Source organism: Pseudacidovorax intermedius (assembly GCF_001476815.1).
GTDB lineage: Bacteria > Pseudomonadota > Gammaproteobacteria > Burkholderiales > Burkholderiaceae_C > Xenophilus > Xenophilus intermedius_A.
Window position 1 is genome coordinate 1 of record NZ_LDSL01000049.1, and the last position, 17,782, is coordinate 17,782.

The window sequence follows — 17,782 nt, forward strand, 5'->3', positions numbered from 1 at the left end:
GGCCCTACGACCGCGCCACCACCTGCGACAGGTAGCGCACGACGGTGGCGCGGTCGTAGGGCCGACCCGAGCGGCCGACCTCGTGGAAATCGGGATGGAGCAGGGCCTCGAGCCGCGCGGCGTCACCGGGCAGGCCGGGATGGTGCAGGGCCACCTCCAGCTGCTGCAGGTGGGCGCACAGGGCGTCGTCGTCGTCGTGGGGGTCGTCGTGCGTCATGGCCGGATGGATCGTGCAGATCGTGGAAAGACAGGGTACCGCGCCACCTCAGTGACCCATGGCGCTGACGCGCCGCCTGAGCGGCATGAAACCGGCGCCATCTTCTTGATCGAATGGCAGCGGAGCAGGCCACGCCAGTGCACCCGCGGAACCGGCTTTGCCGGGCCGCCGGGTGCGCCCCTCGAGGGGGATTGGACTTCCACACGCAGTGAGGAAGTCCAAACGGGGTGGTCTCATTTCAGTTGCTCCACCGCGCCCGTGCGCGTCCCACGACCCATGAAACTGGCGTGTAATTGAGAGGCGGCGTCCGGCGCAGAGGTCGGTTCGTACTTGGTGCTTCGAGCTCGTATTTCAGTTGGACCCGCGGCCTCACGAGCACCCCGCACTGTCGCCACGGGCCTTGTGCCCCGGAGCACGCACTTCAGAGTTCGACGACGTGGGCCGCATGCCGATGTCGCCGCACTTTGGAGGTCAACATGGATGTGATCTACCCGCGCTGCGCGGGACTGGACGTGCACAAGCAGACGGTCGTGGCTTGTGTGCGAATCGTCGGCGGTGCTGCACCGGTGCAAGAGGTACGCACGTTCGGCACGACGACGACCGATCTGCTGGCACTGGCGGACTGGTTGGAGTCCTTCGGCGTGCAGCAGGTGGCCATGGAAGCCACAGGCGTCTACTGGAAGCCGGTGTGGCACATCTTGGAGGGGCACTTCGAGCTGATTCTGGCCAATGCCGCACACGTCAAGAACTTGCCAGGACGCAAGACCGATGTGAACGACTCGATGTGGCTGGCCGATCTGCTGGCTCACGGCCTGATCCGCGCCAGCTTCGTGCCGCCCACGGCCGTGCAGGAACTGCGTACGCTCACCCGCACCCACAAGCAGTTCGTGCGTGAGCGCGCCGCGCATGTGCAGCGCATCGAGAAGCTGCTGGAGGACGCCAACATCAAGCTGTCCAGCGTGATCACCGACATCACCGGCAAGAGCGGACGCGCGGTGCTCAAGGCGCTCATCGAGGGGCAGACCAACCCCGAACGACTCGTCGAGCTGGTCAGTCGCGTCAAGGCCAGCCGCGCCGAACTCCTCGAAGCGCTGCGCGGTCGGGTCAGCGCGCACCACCGCTTCATGCTCAAGCTGCACCTGGGACACATCGAAACGCTCGATCAAACGATCGACTCCATCGAGAAGGAGGTGGGCCAGGGGCTGCAGCCGTTTCGACAAGCCGCCAAGCTGCTGACCACGATGCCCGGTATCAGCGATGTCAGTGCCAATGTGGTCGTGGCCGAGATCGGCATCGACATGTCGCGCTTCGCCACGCCTGGCCATCTGCTGTCCTGGGCGTGCCTGTGCCCGCGCAATGACGAGAGTGCTGGCAAGCGCCGCAGTACACGTCTGCGCCGTGGCGGCGTCTGGCTCAAGACCACGCTGGTGCAAGCGGCCTGGGCAGCCATCAAGGTCAAGGGCGGCTATCTCCAGGCTCAGTTCCAACGACTGCGTGCCCGGCGCGGCACCAAGAAGGCCATCGTCGCCGTCGCAGCCTCCATGCTCACCGCGGCCTGGCACATGCTGCGGGATGGCACCGAATGGCAAGACCTCGGCGCCGCCCACTTCAATCGCGCCGACGTCACCAAGACCGCCAACCGGCTCATTCGCCGCCTTCAGCAGATCGGCTACAAAGTCGAGGCCACTCCGGCCTGAGGGTGAGTGTTTCACTTCAGCGGCAGGATGAGCGTGGCCAGCGCGCCACCGCCTTCGGCATTGCCGAGCGCGATGGCGCCGCCGTGCAGCGCCGCGATCTCGCGCACGAAGGCCAGGCCCAGGCCGGTGCTCTTCTTCTGGCTGTGCGGCCGTGCCAGCGAATAGAACTTCTGGAAGACCTGCGCCTGGGCATAGGCCGGGATGCCCGGCCCCTGGTCGCGCACCGCGATCACGCCGCGCCGGCCCTGCAGCCGCAGGCTCAGGCGCACCGTGCCGCCCTCGGGCGAGAAGTCGATGGCGTTGTCCAGCAGGTTGCCCACGGCCTGGCGCAGCAGCAGCGGGTCGCCTTCGGCATGCACCTCGCCGATGTCCTCGCGCAGGCCCTGCACGTCGAAGACGATGCCGCGGCGCGCCGCCGCCGGTGCCGCGCCCGCCGCCGCCTCGCGCAGCAGGGCGCCCAGGGCCACCGGCTGGACCTGGTCGAGCACGCGGCGCGTCTCCAGGGCGGTGAGCTCCATCATGCGGTCCACCAGCTGCTGGATGCGTTCGCTCTCGCGGCCGATGTTGGCCAGGAAGCGCTCGCGCTCCTCGGGCGGCATGCCGGCCTCCTGCAGCAGCTCGGCGGCGCCGCGGATGGCGGACAGCGGACTCTTGATCTCGTGGGTGAAGGTCTGGACGTAGTCGGCCACGTAGTTGCGGCCGGTGAGGGCATCGCCCATCTCCTGCACCGCCGCGCGGCCCATGGCGGCGGCACGCCGCAGCATGCGCAGCGGATGGAAGCCGCGCTGGGTGCGCAGCCAGCGGATGTAGTCCGCCGTCAGGCCGAAGGGCCGCACCAGCCAGACCGAGACGATCAGCGCCAGCACCAGCAGCGCCGCCGCCGAGCCGGCGCCGACCCAGATCACGCGCTCGCGGGCGTCTTCCACGAACTGGCCGAAGCTCTGCACCGGCTTGCCCACGCCCACCATGCCGACGATCTCGCCGGCCCAGCGGATCGGTGCGCCGACGTAGAGCACGGAGCTGAGCGGATCGCCTTCCACGTCGCGCGTGGCCCGGGCGCCGTAGCTGCCGGCCAGGGTGCGGCTGACGTCGATCCAGCGCGAATAGTCGGCACCCAGGGCGCGGCCGGTGGAGTCGTAGATGACCCGGCCACTGCGGTCGGTGACGTAGACCCGCAGCTCCACCTTCTGCTTGTGCAGGTTGTAGATCTGGGCCGAGAACTCGCGGGCGTAGAGGGCGCGGAACAGCGGCTCCAGCCGCCGGGTGTCGATGGCGCCGGCGATCACGTCCTGCTCGACCAGCGTGGCCATGAGCTGGGCGATCTCCACCTGGGCTTCCTCGGCCGATTCGCGGTAGCGCGGATCGATGTCGCCCACCACCCGCCACAGCAGCCAGGAGATGCCGGCCACGTAGATCAGCAGCACGGCCAGGAAGATGCGGGTGCGCCGGCTCGGCGTGCGCATCATGGGACGAGGGCGGCGGCGGACGGCAGGTCTTCGTGCAGCGCGTAGCCCGTGCCGCGGTGGGTGCGGATGGCTTCCACCTCGGGCGCCACGGCGCGCAGCTTGGCGCGCACGGTCTTGACGTGGGCATCGACGGTGCGGTCCAGGCTTTCGCTGTCGCCGCCCCACACGCGGTCGAGCAGTTCCTCGCGGCTGAACACGCGGCCCGGGCGCTGCACCAGCAGGCGCAGCAGGCCGAATTCGTAGCGCGACAGCTCCAGCACGCGGCCGTAGTAGCGGATCTGCAGGCGTTCGTCGTCGACCACGAAGGGCAGCACGGACGCTGTAGGCGCCGCCGCCACGGCGCCTGCAGCCGGCAGGCCCGCGGGCACCGCCGGCGACCCGGCCCGCTGGCTGCGCCGCAGGATGCCCCGCACCCGCGCCACCAGTTCCCGCGGCGAGAAGGGCTTGGCGATGTAGTCGTCGGCGCCCAGCTCCAGGCCCACCACCCGGTCGATCTCGTCGGTGCGGGCCGTGAGGAAGACGATGGGCACGTCCGCCGCGCCGGGCAGGGCCTGCAGCCGGCGGAAGAGCTCGAAGCCGTTCATGTCGGGCAGGCCGATGTCGAGGATGGCCAGCGCCGGCGGTTCGGCCGCGAAGGCCGCCAGGGCGGCGCCGGCCGTGGCGCACCACACCGGCGAGAAGCCGTCGCTGCGCAGCACGTACTGCACCGTGTCGGCGATGCCGGGCTCGTCCTCCGCCACCAGGATGCGCGGCCGTCCCCCGACCGGCAGGGCGGTCGCGGCCGGGTTGGCAGCGGGGGTGGGCATCGACATGGGAGCGGATCGTAGCGGCGCGCCCGGCACCGACCCAGCGATTTCGGAAAGACCGTGGATCCCGCTTTGACGCAATGCGCCGGAGTTGTCCTGACTTTGCTCTTTTCTTTTATTTCAATGTTAGTCGTCGTAGGTAAGGGTAGGCCCCGGCTGTGGATAACGCCGTTTTCCCGTGGCCGGCCATGGTTTTGGCGTCGCGCCACGGATGTGGGCAACCCTGCGCCGCTGCTGTCGCCGCCGGATGAACAACTGGAGCGGATCCGGCCGGACTGTGGACAAGAGGGACCTTGTTCCAGCGTCATCCCCAGAGTTGTTCTTTGACAGACCCGGTGCTTCCTGGCTGCGACCCGGCCCGGCCGGACAAAACTGTGCACTGCGGAATTTTTGAGCAGTCTGAGGATAGCCCTTGTAAATCAAAGACTTGCGAAGGCTTTACAAGGCAGTCCGACAGTTGCCCACAAAGTTGTCCAACGAAAGTGGGGAAAGACGCGGTTTTTTGGCGGGCATGGGGTCCGGGCGGCGGACGGACGTGCCGTGCATGGTCGGCTCCGGACCAATCGACGGCCGCGCGGACTTTTTTCGAGGGCGCGGCTTGTCCCGGTTTTCTTCTTCATGACTTCTATATCTACTTAGTCGTAATAGATAAGGAAAGCGCCTTTCTGTGGACAACCCTGCTTTTCCGGTGCGCGACAGGGATTTGCCGTCAGGCCACCACTGTGGGCAGGGTTGCGTCCGCACTGTCGCGGCGACGGGGACAAATCCCCTGCGACGTCGCCCCCTGTGGATAAGGCGCGGGTTGTGCCGGATTCATCCCCAGTGTTGTCCTTTGACAGGGTCCATCAATTGTGGGATTGCGCATTGGCGGCCAAAAATATGCACTGCCCAATAATGAGGCAGATTGTTGAATGTCTTTGTGAATCAACGGCTTGCGGAGGCTTTACAAGACAATGCGCGAGTTGCCCACAAAGTTATCCAGCGCAGGTGGGGAGAATGGTGGAAAGGGCGTACGGCGAGGGCCCGAGCGCCATGGCGCCCGGCTTTTCCACACCGGAGGTGCATTGGCGGGCAGCCGCGGGCGGTGCAGGGCGGCGTCGAGCCGGCCGCCCACGGTGGACATTCAGGGAAAGCGGCGCCGCACGACGGCCGTGCGGCGCCCAACGGCCGGATCAGGCCGAAGGCGGCGGACCCGCCAGGTCCTCGAGGATGGGACAGTCCGGCCGGCCGTCGCCGCGGCAGCCGTGGATCAGGTGCGCCAGCGTGCCGCGCATGGCCTGGAGTTCGGCGATGCGGCGGTCCAGGTCCTCCAGGTGCTCGCGCGCGATGCGCTTGACGTCGGCGCTGGAGCGGCCGCGGTCCTGCCAGAGGCCGACGAGGCGGCCGATCTCGTCCATGGAAAAGCCCAGGTCGCGCGCCCGCTTGACGAAGCGCAGCGTGTGGACATCGGCCTCGCCATACAGGCGGTAGCCGCCCTCGGTGCGCGCGACGGGCGGCAGCAGGCCCAGGCGTTCATAGTGGCGCACCATGCGCGCCGACACGCCGGAGTGCGCCGCCGCCTGGCCGATGGTGAGGGGGGCCGACGCAGGGGCCGGGGCGGCGGCCCCGCTTCGGCTGCGGGGAGAACGGGTCGCCATGCGCAGACGGCGCGAACCGGCGCGTTCAGCCCTGGACCGTGTAGCCCGCCTCGCGGATGGCGGACTGCAGGGCGTCGGCGGTTTCGGCGCTCTGCACCTCGACGCGGCCGGTGGGCAGGTCGATGCGCACGTCGGCCTCGGGGTCGACGTCCTGCACCGCCTGCGTGACGGCGCGCACGCAGTGCTGGCAGCTCATGCCTTGGACCTGGAAAACCTGGGTGGACGGGGTGCTCATGAAATAAATCCTTGTTCAGGGCCTAAAAAAAAGGGACACGGCGGACTGTGGACCTTGACATCATGGCAAGGTCAAGGCCAGGGTGCCGGCGAACGGCGGCTTGACCTTGCCACCATGTCAGGCCTTAGCCTTCCAGCCATGAATACGATCGACATCGCCATCCGGCCCGCTGCCGCGCCGACGCTGGACCTGGGCATCGGCGGCATGACCTGCGCCTCCTGCGTGGCGCGGGTCGAAAAAGCCTTGCGCCAGGTGCCTGGGGTGGAAGAGGCCAGCGTCAACCTGGCCACGGAGACGGCGCGGGTGCGTCTGGCCTCGGGCGATGCCGCGGCGGCCGAGCCCTTGCTGCGGCGGGCGGTGCGCCGTGCGGGCTACGAGCCCCGGGCCGCCGGTGCGCCCGAGGCCGACGCGGCGCCGGGCCTGTGGCAGGGCGTCGGCCCGGTGGCGGCGGCCTTGCTGCTGTCCCTGCCGCTGGTGGCGCCCATGCTGGGCCTGCCGCTGGGTCAGGACTGGATGCTGCCGGCCTGGCTGCAGTTCCTGCTGGCGGCGCCGGTGCAGTTCGTCCTGGGCGCGCGTTTCTACCGCGCCGGCTGGCATGCGGCCCGGGCGGGCACCGGCAACATGGACCTGCTGGTCGCCCTGGGCACCAGCGCCGCCTTCGGCCTGTCGCTGTGGCTCTGGTGGCGCGCGGCGCAGCATGGCGCGCACGCGGCCATGCCGCACCTGTATTTCGAGGCCTCGTCGGTCGTCATCGCGCTGGTGCTGCTGGGCAAGTGGCTGGAGACGCGTGCCAAGCGCCAGGCGACGGCGGCCATCCGGGCCCTGCAGCAGTTGCGGCCGGAGACGGCCCACCTGATCCAGGCCCGGGGCCGCCGCACCGAGGAAAGCGACGTGCCGCTGGCCGAGGTGATGGTGGGCGACCGGCTGGCCGTGCGCCCGGGCGAGCGCGTTCCGGCCGACGCGCGGGTGCTCGACGGCGAATCGGAGGTCGACGAATCCATGCTCACCGGTGAGCCGCTGCCGGTGGCCAAGGCCGAGGGCAGCCGCCTGACGGGGGGGTCGGTCAACGGCGCCGGCCGGCTGGTGGTGGAAGTGTTGGCCGTGGGCACCGAGAGCGTGCTCGCGCGCATCATCCGCCTGGTGGAGGATGCGCAGGCCGCCAAGGCGCCGATCCAGCGGCTGGTGGACCGCGTGGCCGCCGTCTTCGTGCCGGTGGTGCTGGTGCTGGCGCTGCTGACCCTGCTGGGCTGGCTATTCGTGGCCGGCGCGCCGCTGGAAACGGCGCTGATCCATGCCGTGGCGGTGCTGGTGATCGCCTGCCCCTGCGCCCTGGGTCTGGCCACGCCGGTGGCGGTGATGGCGGGCACCGGCGTGGCGGCGCGCCACGGCATTCTGATCAAGGACGCGTCGGCCCTGGAACGGGCGCACCGGGTGCACACGGTCGCCTTCGACAAGACCGGCACGCTGACGCGCGGGCAGCCGCAACTCAGCCGGCTCGACATGGTCGGTGGCCTGGACGAGGCCGACGCCCTGCGCATTGCCGCCACGCTGCAGCAGGGCAGCGAACATCCGCTGGCGCGGGCGGTGATGGCGGCGGCGGCGTCGCGGGGCCTGGCGCCCGACGAGGCGCGCGAGCTGCGCGCCGTGCCGGGTCGCGGCATCCGGGGTCGGGTCGATGGCGGGCTCTGGGCGCTCGCCAGCCTGCGCTGGTGCGAGGAACTGGGCGCCGGGCTGCCGGCCGGCCAGGTCGAGGCGCTGCTGTCCACCGGCGCATCAGTGTCCGCCTTGCTGCGCCTGGATGCCGCGGGCGAACAGGCGGTCGCCGTGGAGGCCCTGCTCGGCTTCACCGACGAGCCCAAGGCCGGGGCGGCGCAGGCCGTGGCCGCCCTGCGGGCCCGCGGTCTGCGGGTGGTGATGATCTCCGGCGACAACGTCCATGCCGCGCAGGCCCTGGCCCGGCGGGTGGGCATCGCCGACGCGGATGTGCGCGCGCAGGTGCTGCCGGCCGACAAGGCCGCGGCCGTCGCCGCGCTGAAGGAAGGCGGGACGCGCGTGGTCGCCATGGTCGGCGACGGCGCCAACGATGCGCCCGCGCTGGCCGCGGCCGATGTGGGCATCGCCATGGCCAACGGCACCGACGTGGCGATGGAGGCCGCCGGCATCACGCTGATGCGCGGCGACCTGGCGCTGGTCGAGCAGGCCTTCGATCTGTCGGCGCGCACCGTGACCAAGATCCGCCAGAACCTGTTCTGGGCCTTCGCCTACAACGTGGTGGGCATTCCCTTCGCCGCCTTCGGACTGCTGAGCCCGGTGGTGGCGGGGGCGGCCATGGCGGCCTCGAGCGTCAGCGTGATGGCCAACGCCCTGTTGCTGCGGCGTTGGCGGCCTGCGCCGACGCTTCAGTCCAGCGTCGGATAGTCCGTGTAGCCCTTCTCGCCGCCGCCATAGAAAGTCTTGGTGTCCGGCGTGTTGAGGGGCGCGTTCTCCTTGAGGCGGCGCACCAGGTCCGGGTTGGCGATGAAGGGCCGACCGAAGGCGATGAGGTCGGCGCCCTTCTCGAGTGCCGCTTCGGCCAGTTCGCGGGTGTAGCCGTTGTTGACCATCCAGGCACCCTTGCCGCCGGCCTCGCGGTAGGCCTTCTTCAGCGCGGCGTAGTCGAAAGGCCGGCCCTCGACCTCGCGCGGGCCGCCGGTGGCGCCCTCGATCACGTGCACGTAGGCCAGGCCCAGCGGACCGAGCTGGCGCACGACGTGGTCGAACAGCGGCTGCGGGTCGCTGTCGACGATGTCGTTGGCCGGCGTCACGGGCGACAGGCGGATGCCCACCTTGCCGCCGCCCACCGCGTCCACCACGGCGCGGGTGCATTCCAGCAGCAGGCGCGCGCGGTTCTCGATGCTGCCGCCGTAGTCGTCGGTGCGCTGATTGGCGCCGTCCTTGAGGAACTGGTCCAGCAGGTAGCCGTTGGCGGCATGGATCTCCACGCCGTCGAAGCCGCAGGTCTCCACCGCATTGCGGGCGGCGGCGGCGAAGGTGTGGACGATGCCGGGCAGTTCTTCCAGGTCCAGCGCGCGGGGCGTGGAGGTGGGCGCGAAGCTGCCGTTGCCCTGGTCGTCGATCAGATAGGTCTTGGTCTTGGCGGCGATGGCCGAGGGCGCGACCGGCGGCTGGCCGTCCGGCTGCAGGCTGTCGTGCGACACGCGGCCCACGTGCCACAGCTGGGTGACGATCTTGCCGCCGGCCTCGTGCACGGCCTGCGTGACGCGCTTCCAGCCGTCCAGCTGCTCGGTGCCGTACAGGCCCGGCACGTCGGCATAGCCCTGGCCCTGGTGGCTGATGGCCGTGGCCTCGGTGATCAACAGGCCGGCGGTGGCGCGCTGGGCATAGTAGGTGGCGGTGATCGGCTTGGGGATGGCGTTGGGCGAGCGGTTGCGCGTCAGCGGCGCCATCACGATGCGGTTGGCGAGCTGCAGGTCGCCGGCCTGGACGGGATCGAAGAGGGAGGAACTCATGGCTCGTTGGGGTAGGGATGAAGAAGACGAAGGCGGCAGCGTAGGCCAGGGGCAGTGACGGCGCCCCGGCAGGGTTGTGGTTTTCGGTGTAGGCGGGCGGGCCGACCAGCGCAAAAAAAAGCGGGCGTCGCGCCTCGGCACGTCGCCCGCCCTCGCTGGCCGGTGGGGCCCGCCTTACTTCAGCAGCCCTTCAGCCTTCATCGCCTCCTGCACGGCGGGGCGTGCGCCCACGCGGGCATGCCAGGCCGTCAGATGCGGGTAGGGGCCCAGGTCGATGTTCATCGGCTTGGCCCAGTTGAGCGTGGTGAACAGGTAGCCGTCGGCCACGCTGAAATGCTCGCCCATCAGGTACTGCTTGCCGTCGAGCTGGCCGTCCAGCCACTGGAAGCGGGTCTTGAGCTTGTCCGCGAAGACCTTCTTGGTGTCCTCGGGCACGGCAGGGTTGAACAGGGGGCTGAAGCCCTTGTGGATCTCGGTGCCGATGAAGGTCAGCCATTCCTGCAGGCGGTAGCGCTGCAGCGTGCCGTTGGCCGGGGCGAGGTTCTTCGCGGGCACCTGGTCGGCGATGTACTGGACGATGGCCGGGCCTTCGCGCAGGCGGGTGCCGTCGTCCAGTTCCAGCATCGGCACGTAGCCGAGCGGGTTGATGCCGTAGTAGTCGGTGCCGTCCTGCAGCTTGTGCGACTTGGTGCTGGCGAGCACCGGCTCGAAGGCCAGGCCCGCCTCGCGCAGGGCGATGTGCGGCGACAGCGAGCAGGCGCCGGGGGAGTAGTACAGCTTCATGGAAGGGAGCTCCTCTGTGGAAATAGGTCTTGCAGAGCGACGACGTGGCCTCGATGGCCGGGGGCCTGCAAGGCAGCGCGAATGTACCGGGTTCCGTGCGCGAGCTTGTCCTACGGGGTCATGGGCGGGCAACCGTCCAAGTTGGTGCACAGGCCGCGGCCACACTTGTTTCACCGCGGCAGGTTCTTCTTTCCTCCTTGAACGCACGCCGCACAACGAGACGACTAAGGAGTCAACCATGCTCAAGTACGCCGTGATCTTCGCCCTGATCGCCCTGGTGGCCGGCGCCCTCGGCTTCGGCGGTGTGGCCGCCGGTGCCGCCGGCATTGCCAAGCTGCTGTTCGGCCTGTTCCTGCTGATGGCCGTGATCTTCGTGGTGCTCGCTGCCCTCGGCGTCGGCGCTGCCAAGAAGGTGCTGGATTGAACGCCGTGAACACCTTCGAACTGCTGCGCGACATCGCGGCCGCACGGGCCTTGCCCCGGCCGTCGCTGGCGCCCAAGGACCGTGTGCGTCACGTCATCGACGTGACGCAGCGCCACTGGCAGCTGCCGGTGAGCCGCAGGAAGCGCGCGGTGGTGAGCCTGCCGATGCCTGAACTGATGGCCGCTTGACGGCCAGCACGGCCGGCCCGACCGCCGGTGCCCATCAGAAGAGCGCCTCTCGGGGCGCTCTTGTTTTTGTAGCACTGGGTGTGGGACCAGCCCTACAGGCGGGCCGTGATTGGCAGCCTTTCTAGAATGTACAAAACGCCCAATTTGTACATTCGCGATGCACACCCTTGCCCTGAGTGAATTCCGCGCCAACGCGTCTGCCATGCTCGACCTGGTCGAACAGGGCGAGCGCGTGCGCATCCTGCGCCATGGCCGCCCGGTGGCGGACCTGGTGCCCGTGGGCGCGGCGCCCGAGACCGTGCCGCGCCTGCCGCGCTGGAAGATGCCCATCGAGCCGCTTCGGCTCGCGCGTCCGGATGGCCGCACCGGCGCCCAGCTGATCGTCGACGAGCGCGAGCGGGGCGCCTGAGCATGCGGATGCTCCTGGATGCCTCCGCGCTTGCCAAGCGCTACATCGCCGAGCCGGGGCGGGACCAGCTGATGGCCCTCAGCGCCCAGGCCTCGGCCGTGGTCGTCGCGGCCCATTGCAAGGCCGAGATCGCCAGTGCCCTCAACCGCCAGCGCCACGAGGGCGTGCTCCCGGACGAGGACTACCGGCGCATCCTGGCCGTGATGCACGAGGACTTCGCCGAACTCGAATGCATGGCGATGGACCGGCGCGTCGAGGCGCTGGCCATGGCCGCCATGGAGGCGACCCGCCTGCATGCCTTCGATGCCCTGCCCATCGGTGCGGCCCAGGCGGCGGGCGTCGACCTGTTCGTGACGGCCGACCGGCGCCAGGCGGCCGCGGCGGCCGTGGTCGGCCTCAAGACCCAACTCATCGAAGCCTGATCGAGCGGCTTCCCGTCCACCCCGAATCGAAGAATTCCATGTACACCCATCCCGACACTTTCGACGTCATCGTCGTCGGCGGCGGCCATGCCGGTACCGAGGCGGCGCTGGCCGCCGCCCGCATGGGCTGCCGCACGCTGCTGCTCAGCCACAACATCGAGACCCTGGGCCAGATGAGCTGCAACCCCTCCATCGGCGGCATCGGCAAGGGCCACCTGGTGAAGGAAGTGGACGCCCTGGGCGGCGCCATGGCCATCGCCACGGACGAGGCGGGCATCCAGTTCCGCATCCTCAATTCCAGCAAGGGCCCGGCCGTGCGCGCCACCCGGGCGCAGGCGGACCGGATCCTCTACAAGGCGGCCATCCGCCACCGGCTGGAGAACCAGCCCAACCTGACGCTGTTCCAGCAGGCGGTGGACGACCTGCTGCTGGAAGGCGACCGGGTGGTCGGTGCCGTCACGCAGGTGGGCATCGCCTTCCGCGCCCGGGCGGTGGTGCTGACCGCCGGCACCTTCCTCGACGGCCGCATCCACGTGGGCCTGGACAACTACCAGGCTGGCCGGGCAGGGGACCCGCCGGCCGTCAGCCTGTCGGCACGCCTCAAGGAGCTGAAGCTGCCGCAGGGCCGGCTCAAGACCGGCACGCCGCCGCGCATCGACGGCCGCACCATCGATTTCTCCAAGTGCACCGAGCAACCCGGCGATGGCATGCCCGGCGGCGGCAATCCGGCCATGCCGGTGTTCAGCTTCATGGGCCGTGCCGACATGCATCCGCAGCAGGTGCCCTGCTGGATCACGCACACCAATGCGCGCACGCACGACATCATCCGCTCGGGCTTTGATCGCTCGCCCATGTTCACCGGCCGTATCGACGGCGTGGGCCCGCGCTACTGTCCCAGCGTGGAGGACAAGATCAACCGCTTTGCCGACAAGGACAGCCACCAGATCTTCCTGGAGCCGGAAGGCCTGACCACGCACGAGTACTACCCCAACGGCATCTCCACCAGCCTGCCATTCGACATCCAGCTGGCGATGGTGCGCAGCATGCCGGGCCTGGAGAATGCGCACATCCTGCGCCCCGGCTATGCCATCGAATACGACTACTTCGACCCACGCGGCCTGAAGAGCAGCTTCGAGACGCGGGCCATCCACGGCCTGTTCTTCGCGGGGCAGATCAACGGCACGACGGGCTATGAGGAAGCTGCGGCCCAGGGCCTGTTCGCCGGCCTGAATGCGGCGCGGCTCTGCCAGGACAAGGAGGCCTGGGTGCCGCGCCGCGATGAAGCCTATCTGGGCGTGCTGGTGGACGATCTGATCACCAAGGGCGTGACCGAGCCCTACCGCATGTTCACCAGCCGTGCCGAATTCCGGCTGCAGTTGCGGGAGGACAACGCCGACATGCGCCTGACCGAGGCCGGCCGCGAGCTGGGACTGGTGGGCGACGCGCAGTGGGACGTCTTCTGCCGGAAGCGCGACGCTGTTTCACGTGAAACAGAGCGGCTCAAGTCCACCTGGGTGAACCCCCGCAACCTGCCAAGCACCGAATCCGAACGTGTGCTGGGCAGGGCCATCGAGCACGAATACAACCTGGGCGACCTGTTGCGGCGCCCGGGCATCAGTTACGACAGCCTGCTGTCGCTCGACGGCGGCCGCTTCCGCCCTGCGCAGGCGTTGGCGCCGGACGAGGTGGAGCAGGTGGAAATCGCTGCCAAGTATTCCGGCTACATCGAGAAGCAGCATGAGGAAGTGCAGCGCGCCGCGCACTTCGAGAACCTGCGACTGCCGAACGACCTGGATTACATGCAGGTGCAGGCGCTGAGCATCGAAGCACGTCAGAAGCTGAGCAAGCACCGGCCCGAAACGCTGGGGCAGGCGTCCAGAATTTCGGGCATCACGCCCGCCGCCATTTCGCTGCTGATGATCCATCTGCGCAAGGGTGGCTACAAAGCCTTCCAGCAGAAGGACGCGGAGGCCGCGCCCGCATGACGACCGTGCAGACTTCGCAAGGCCGGCAACTGGAGGAGGGCGCGCAGGCGCTCGGCCTGGCGCTCAGCGACACGCAACTGGGCCAGCTGCTGACTTATGGCGAGCAGATCCTGAAGTGGAACAAGGTCTACAACCTCACGGCGCTGCGCGATCCGGACTCCGTGATGACCCACCATTTGCTGGACAGCCTGGCCGCGGTCTTGCCGCTGGCGCGCCAGCAGCCGGGTGGGGGCCGCCTGCTGGATGTGGGTTCCGGCGCCGGCCTGCCGGGCGTCGTCATCGCCATCTGCCGACCGGACATCCAGGTCCACTGCCTGGACGCCGTGGCGAAGAAGATGGCCTTCGTGCAGCAGATGGCGGGCGAACTCAAGTTGACCCACTTGCGCGGCATCCATGCGCGGGTGGAGACGCTCGACGGCCACTATGAGGTCATCAGCTCGCGCGCCTTTGCCTCACTGGTCGATTTCATCGACGGCTCTCAGCATCTGCTCGCGGAGACCGGCATCTGGATGGCCATGAAAGGCAAGCAGCCCGCCGATGAGATCCAGGCGCTTCCACCGCACGTCGACGTGTTTCACGTGGAACAACTGCGTGTCCCTGGCCTGGATGCGGAGCGCTGCATCGTCTGGATGCGCAAAAAAGCCGCCTGACGCGCGGCGGCGGCCGGCGGCAACGTCCGTCGCCGTGGTCCGCTCGCGTAGACTCCCCGATCCCCTCCACACCACCCTGCATGTTCGGCATCTCGGATTACGGCGCCTTCGTGGCCGCCATTCTAGTGTTCCTGGCCATTCCCGGTCCGGGCAACCTGGCCCTGGTGAGCGCCACGGCCAAAGGCGGCGTGCGCGGCGGCCTCGCGGCAACGCTGGGCGTGATCCTGGGCGACCAGGTCCTGATGTGGTCCGCGGTGGCGGGCGTCGCTGCATTGCTGGCGGCCTACCCGACGGCCTTCCGGGCCGTCCAGTGGCTGGGCGCCGGCTACCTGGCCTGGATGGGCTGGCGCATGCTGCGGGCCAAACCCGGCGAGAAATCGGTCATCGACCTTCGCCCCGGCCACTACCTGCGCCAGTCCTTCGCGATCACGCTGCTCAATCCCAAGGCCATCGTGTTCTACATGGCCTTCTTCCCGCTGTTCATCGACCCTGCCCAGCACCGCGGCATGCTGACCTTTGCCGCCATGTCGCTCACCATCGCCGGGCTCACCTTCGCCTATGGCCTGGTGGCCGTGCTGCTGACCCGCCACCTGGCGGACCGTCTGCGTGCCAACCGCCGCCTGTCGGCGACGCTGGAAAAGACGGCCGGCGGCGTGCTCGTGGCCTTCGGCATCAAGCTGGCGTTGAGCCAGTGAACGCCTTTCCGATCCGCTCGAAACCCTGAACGCCGACATGGCCCGCATCTTCTGTATCGCCAACCAGAAGGGTGGGGTGGGCAAGACCACCACCACCGTCAACCTCGCCGCCGGCCTCGCCAAGGTCGGCCAGCGGGTGCTGATGATCGACCTGGACCCGCAGGGCAATGCCACCATGGGTTCGGGCATCGACAAGCGCAGTGCCGAATACACGGTGTATGACGTGCTGCTCGAATCCGCCTCCGTCGCCGAGGCCCGCGTGTCGGTGGAGGCCTGCGGCTACGATGTGCTGGCCGCCAACCGCGAACTGGCGGGCGCCGAGGTCGAGATGGTGGCGCTGGAGCGCCGCGAAAAGCGCCTGCGCACGGCGCTGGCGGCGGTGGGCGCCGAGTACGACTTCGTGCTCATCGACTGCCCGCCCTCGCTGAGCCTGCTGACGCTCAACGGCCTGTGCGCTGCCCATGGGGTGATCGTGCCCATGCAGTGCGAATACTTCGCGCTGGAAGGGCTGACCGACCTGGTCAACACCATCAAGCAGGTGCATGCCAACCTCAACAAGAACCTGCAGATCATCGGCCTGCTCCGGGTGATGTTCGACCCGCGCATCACCCTGCAGCAGCAGGTGAGCGAGCAGCTCAAGGCGCATTTCGGCGACAAGGTGTTCGACACCGTCATTCCCCGCAATGTGCGTCTGGCGGAAGCGCCCAGCTACGGCCTGCCCGGCGTGGTGTTCGATGCGGGCGCGCGGGGCAGCCAGGCCTATGTGGCCTTCGCGGAAGAACTGGTGCGCAAGATGCCGCCCGCCAGTGCGGTCGCCGCACCCACACCGCCCGCACCGCCCGTCCATCCGGCGCCGCATCCCGCTGCGCCGATCGGCCAGGACGGCGTCGACGCTGAGGCGTCCGAAAGTGACCGCGCCTCGGGCGACACGCCTGCGCCCACCGCCTGATTGCTAGCGATTTCATAGCAATGAACGACGTAATTACCAGCCCCTGCGCGGTTTTGCTGCTCCCCGGCTGGCAGAACAGCGGCCCTGGCCACTGGCAGACCCGCTGGGAAGCCCTCCACGGCGACCACCGCGTGGAACAGCACGATTGGCAGCGTCCGCTGCGCGGCGACTGGTGCGCCCGGCTGGAAGAGGAAGTGCTGGCCGCTCCCGGCCCGGTCCTCCTGGCCGCCCACAGCATGGGCTGCCTGCTCGTGGCGGCCTGGGCGGCGCATTCCCGGCACACGGCCCGCGTGCGCGGCGCGCTGCTGGTCGCGCCCGGCGACCTGGAGCGCGATGACCTGCGCCAGCAGATTCCCGGCTGGGCACCCATCGTGCGCCAGCGCCTGCCTTTTCCGGCCACGCTGGTCGGCGCCACCGACGATCCGTACTGCAGCGCCGGGCGCGCTCGCGGGCTGGCGGCCGACTGGGGCGCGCGCTTCGTGGACCTCGGCGCCCGGGGCCACATCAATGCCGACTCTGGCCTGGGCGACTGGCCGGAAGGCCGCGCGCTGCTGGACGAACTGGCCGCCGCGCGCCCGGCGCCGGCCGCCGACCCTCTTTCTTCCTAAGTTTTCTCCGATGGCAACCAAGAAACCCAAGGGCCTGGGCCGCGGCCTCGAAGCGCTGCTCGGCCCCGCCGCCGGCCGTGCAGCCGACGACGGCGCAACCGTCGGCACGGATGCCGCCGGCGCCCGCCGCGACGGCAACCCGAGCACCCTGGCGCTGAACCAGATGGTCGCCGGCGTCTACCAGCCCCGCACCCGCATGGACGAGGGGGCCCTGTACGAGCTGGCCGAGAGCATCAAGGCCCAGGGCATCATGCAGCCGATCCTGGTGCGCCGGCTGGATGCCGAGCAGGCGGCCGCCAAGAACGCCGAATACGAAATCATCGCCGGCGAGCGCCGCTTCCGCGCGGCGAAGATCGCCGGCCTGGACAGCGTGCCCGTGCTGGTGCGCGACGTGCCCAACGAGGCCGCCGCCGCCATGTCGCTGATCGAGAACATCCAGCGCGAGGACCTGAATCCGCTGGAAGAGGCCCAGGGCCTGCAGCGGCTGGTGAACGAGTTCGGCCTGACGCACGAGCAGGCGGCGCAGGCCGTGGGCCGTTCGCGCAGCGCGGCGAGCAACCTGTTGCGCCTGCTGAACCTGGCCGATCCGGTGCAGGGCCTGCTGATGGCGGGCGATCTGGACATGGGCCATGCGCGCGCGCTGCTGGCGCTGGACCGCGCCGCGCAGATCACGGCCGCCAACCAGATCGTGGCCCGCAAGCTGTCGGTGCGCGAGACCGAGGGCCTGGTGAAGAAGCTGTCGGCCGAGTTCAGCCTGCAGCCCCAGGCCCACCGCGCCACCCCCGAGAAGCCGCGGGACCTGCAGCGGGTGGAGGAGGAACTGGCCGACCTGCTGACCGCCGCCGTCGAGGTACGCATCAAGAAGCAGAGCAAGCGCGGCGGCCAGACGCAGATGAGCGGCGAACTGGCGATCCATTTCGGGTCGCTGGATGCGCTCAATGGGCTGATCGAGCGGTTGCGGGGCAGCGGTGGGGCGGCGAGCTGAGGATGGCTCGGGCCCGCGGGCGCATCTGGGGCCGGCGGTGTTTGTTCTCTAGTCAGGCTATTGGGTAGTCGGGTGTGCCGGCTCCTCGCTTACGGTATCGGTTCTCGGTTCTCGGTT

Annotated in this window: 19 protein-coding genes; 12 read left to right on the plus strand and 7 right to left on the minus strand. The window is 69.2% G+C overall.

The features are described 5' to 3' along the window. Positions 1-4 precede the first annotated feature (4 nt). On the minus strand, positions 5-217 hold the full coding sequence (locus NS331_RS07255; RefSeq protein WP_058641338.1) for a nuclear transport factor 2 family protein: 213 nt from the start codon (positions 215-217) through the stop codon (positions 5-7). Positions 218-693: 476 nt separating this feature from the next. Between NS331_RS07255 and NS331_RS07260 the strand changes: the two genes are divergently transcribed. Further along, on the plus strand, positions 694-1,914 hold the full coding sequence (locus NS331_RS07260; RefSeq protein ID WP_058641353.1) for an IS110 family RNA-guided transposase: 1,221 nt from the start codon (positions 694-696) through the stop codon (positions 1,912-1,914). Positions 1,915-1,925: 11 nt separating this feature from the next. On the opposite strand, the gene creC is transcribed toward NS331_RS07260, so the two are convergent. From creC to NS331_RS07280, 4 genes are all read right to left on the minus strand, one after another. Next, entirely contained in the window at positions 1,926-3,380 is a 1,455-nt protein-coding gene (creC, locus tag NS331_RS07265) for a two-component system sensor histidine kinase CreC (protein ID WP_242873680.1), read from the minus strand. Further along, a complete protein-coding gene (gene creB, locus NS331_RS07270) occupies positions 3,377-4,192 on the minus strand; it encodes a two-component system response regulator CreB (protein WP_275936452.1) in 816 nt (271 codons plus the stop codon). Before creB ends, creC begins: the two co-directional genes overlap by 4 nt. 1,166 nt (positions 4,193-5,358) lie before the next feature. Beyond that, positions 5,359-5,823: a Cu(I)-responsive transcriptional regulator gene (gene cueR, locus NS331_RS07275; RefSeq protein WP_082702323.1), complete on the minus strand. Its 465-nt coding sequence runs from the start codon at positions 5,821-5,823 to the stop codon at positions 5,359-5,361. A 25-nt stretch (positions 5,824-5,848) separates the two neighbouring features. Then, positions 5,849-6,058, minus strand: coding sequence for a heavy-metal-associated domain-containing protein (locus NS331_RS07280; protein ID WP_058641339.1), 210 nt, complete (start codon positions 6,056-6,058; stop codon positions 5,849-5,851). Between the two features lie 138 nt (positions 6,059-6,196). On the opposite strand from NS331_RS07280, the gene NS331_RS07285 reads away from it, so the two are divergent. Then, a complete protein-coding gene (locus NS331_RS07285) occupies positions 6,197-8,476 on the plus strand; it encodes a heavy metal translocating P-type ATPase (protein WP_058641340.1) in 2,280 nt (759 codons plus the stop codon). On the opposite strand, the gene NS331_RS07290 is transcribed toward NS331_RS07285, so the two are convergent. Then, positions 8,458-9,567, minus strand: coding sequence for an alkene reductase (locus NS331_RS07290; protein WP_058641341.1), 1,110 nt, complete (start codon positions 9,565-9,567; stop codon positions 8,458-8,460). The genes NS331_RS07285 and NS331_RS07290 overlap by 19 nt on opposite strands. A gap of 174 nt (positions 9,568-9,741) precedes the next feature. After that, the gene (gene gstA / locus NS331_RS07295) at positions 9,742-10,350 is read right to left on the minus strand and encodes a glutathione transferase GstA (RefSeq protein ID WP_058641342.1); all 609 of its coding nucleotides are present in this window, start codon (positions 10,348-10,350) and stop codon (positions 9,742-9,744) included. Between the two features lie 238 nt (positions 10,351-10,588). On the opposite strand from gstA, the gene NS331_RS07300 reads away from it, so the two are divergent. The 10 genes from NS331_RS07300 (at position 10,589) to NS331_RS07345 (ending at position 17,665) form a co-directional block, all read left to right on the plus strand. Continuing rightward, on the plus strand, positions 10,589-10,774 hold the full coding sequence (locus NS331_RS07300; RefSeq protein WP_058641343.1) for a DUF1328 family protein: 186 nt from the start codon (positions 10,589-10,591) through the stop codon (positions 10,772-10,774). A 5-nt stretch (positions 10,775-10,779) separates the two neighbouring features. Beyond that, positions 10,780-10,962, plus strand: a complete 183-nt coding sequence (locus tag NS331_RS07305) for a hypothetical protein (RefSeq protein ID WP_153012771.1) — start codon at positions 10,780-10,782, stop codon at positions 10,960-10,962. A 157-nt stretch (positions 10,963-11,119) separates the two neighbouring features. After that, entirely contained in the window at positions 11,120-11,371 is a 252-nt protein-coding gene (locus tag NS331_RS07310; protein WP_058641345.1) for a type II toxin-antitoxin system Phd/YefM family antitoxin, read from the plus strand. 8 nt (positions 11,372-11,379) lie between these two features. After that, entirely contained in the window at positions 11,380-11,793 is a 414-nt protein-coding gene (locus tag NS331_RS07315) for a type II toxin-antitoxin system VapC family toxin (protein ID WP_058641346.1), read from the plus strand. Between the two features lie 38 nt (positions 11,794-11,831). Further along, a complete protein-coding gene (gene mnmG, locus NS331_RS07320) occupies positions 11,832-13,778 on the plus strand; it encodes a tRNA uridine-5-carboxymethylaminomethyl(34) synthesis enzyme MnmG (protein WP_058641347.1) in 1,947 nt (648 codons plus the stop codon). After that, positions 13,775-14,428, plus strand: coding sequence for a 16S rRNA (guanine(527)-N(7))-methyltransferase RsmG (rsmG, locus tag NS331_RS07325; protein WP_058641348.1), 654 nt, complete (start codon positions 13,775-13,777; stop codon positions 14,426-14,428). The genes mnmG and rsmG overlap by 4 nt, the downstream gene beginning before the upstream one ends. An 80-nt stretch (positions 14,429-14,508) precedes the next feature. Further along, entirely contained in the window at positions 14,509-15,123 is a 615-nt protein-coding gene (locus NS331_RS07330) for a LysE family translocator (protein ID WP_058641349.1), read from the plus strand. 37 nt (positions 15,124-15,160) lie between these two features. Then, positions 15,161-16,072 (plus strand): ParA family protein, encoded by a 912-nt coding sequence (locus NS331_RS07335; RefSeq protein WP_058641350.1) that lies wholly within the window; start codon positions 15,161-15,163, stop codon positions 16,070-16,072. Between the two features lie 20 nt (positions 16,073-16,092). Further along, on the plus strand, positions 16,093-16,680 hold the full coding sequence (locus NS331_RS07340; RefSeq protein ID WP_058641351.1) for an RBBP9/YdeN family alpha/beta hydrolase: 588 nt from the start codon (positions 16,093-16,095) through the stop codon (positions 16,678-16,680). Between the two features lie 10 nt (positions 16,681-16,690). Next, a complete protein-coding gene (locus tag NS331_RS07345; RefSeq protein ID WP_058641352.1) occupies positions 16,691-17,665 on the plus strand; it encodes a ParB/RepB/Spo0J family partition protein in 975 nt (324 codons plus the stop codon). The last annotated feature ends 117 nt before the right edge of the window (positions 17,666-17,782 follow it).

What these genes read in the sequence shown, in the direction of transcription:
- NS331_RS07255 (WP_058641338.1), bottom strand. Translation starts at nt 217, where the DNA reads ATGACGCACGACGACCCCCACGACGACGACGACGCCCTGTGCGCCCAC.
- NS331_RS07260 (WP_058641353.1), top strand. Translation starts at nt 694, where the DNA reads ATGGATGTGATCTACCCGCGCTGCGCGGGACTGGACGTGCACAAGCAG.
- creC (WP_242873680.1), bottom strand. Translation starts at nt 3,380, where the DNA reads ATGATGCGCACGCCGAGCCGGCGCACCCGCATCTTCCTGGCCGTGCTG.
- creB (WP_275936452.1), bottom strand. Translation starts at nt 4,192, where the DNA reads ATGTCGATGCCCACCCCCGCTGCCAACCCGGCCGCGACCGCCCTGCCG.
- cueR (WP_082702323.1), bottom strand. Translation starts at nt 5,823, where the DNA reads ATGGCGACCCGTTCTCCCCGCAGCCGAAGCGGGGCCGCCGCCCCGGCC.
- NS331_RS07280 (WP_058641339.1), bottom strand. Translation starts at nt 6,058, where the DNA reads ATGAGCACCCCGTCCACCCAGGTTTTCCAGGTCCAAGGCATGAGCTGC.
- NS331_RS07285 (WP_058641340.1), top strand. Translation starts at nt 6,197, where the DNA reads ATGAATACGATCGACATCGCCATCCGGCCCGCTGCCGCGCCGACGCTG.
- NS331_RS07290 (WP_058641341.1), bottom strand. Translation starts at nt 9,567, where the DNA reads ATGAGTTCCTCCCTCTTCGATCCCGTCCAGGCCGGCGACCTGCAGCTC.
- gstA (WP_058641342.1), bottom strand. Translation starts at nt 10,350, where the DNA reads ATGAAGCTGTACTACTCCCCCGGCGCCTGCTCGCTGTCGCCGCACATC.
- NS331_RS07300 (WP_058641343.1), top strand. Translation starts at nt 10,589, where the DNA reads ATGCTCAAGTACGCCGTGATCTTCGCCCTGATCGCCCTGGTGGCCGGC.
- NS331_RS07310 (WP_058641345.1), top strand. Translation starts at nt 11,120, where the DNA reads ATGCACACCCTTGCCCTGAGTGAATTCCGCGCCAACGCGTCTGCCATG.
- NS331_RS07315 (WP_058641346.1), top strand. Translation starts at nt 11,380, where the DNA reads ATGCTCCTGGATGCCTCCGCGCTTGCCAAGCGCTACATCGCCGAGCCG.
- mnmG (WP_058641347.1), top strand. Translation starts at nt 11,832, where the DNA reads ATGTACACCCATCCCGACACTTTCGACGTCATCGTCGTCGGCGGCGGC.
- rsmG (WP_058641348.1), top strand. Translation starts at nt 13,775, where the DNA reads ATGACGACCGTGCAGACTTCGCAAGGCCGGCAACTGGAGGAGGGCGCG.
- NS331_RS07330 (WP_058641349.1), top strand. Translation starts at nt 14,509, where the DNA reads ATGTTCGGCATCTCGGATTACGGCGCCTTCGTGGCCGCCATTCTAGTG.
- NS331_RS07335 (WP_058641350.1), top strand. Translation starts at nt 15,161, where the DNA reads ATGGCCCGCATCTTCTGTATCGCCAACCAGAAGGGTGGGGTGGGCAAG.
- NS331_RS07340 (WP_058641351.1), top strand. Translation starts at nt 16,093, where the DNA reads ATGAACGACGTAATTACCAGCCCCTGCGCGGTTTTGCTGCTCCCCGGC.
- NS331_RS07345 (WP_058641352.1), top strand. Translation starts at nt 16,691, where the DNA reads ATGGCAACCAAGAAACCCAAGGGCCTGGGCCGCGGCCTCGAAGCGCTG.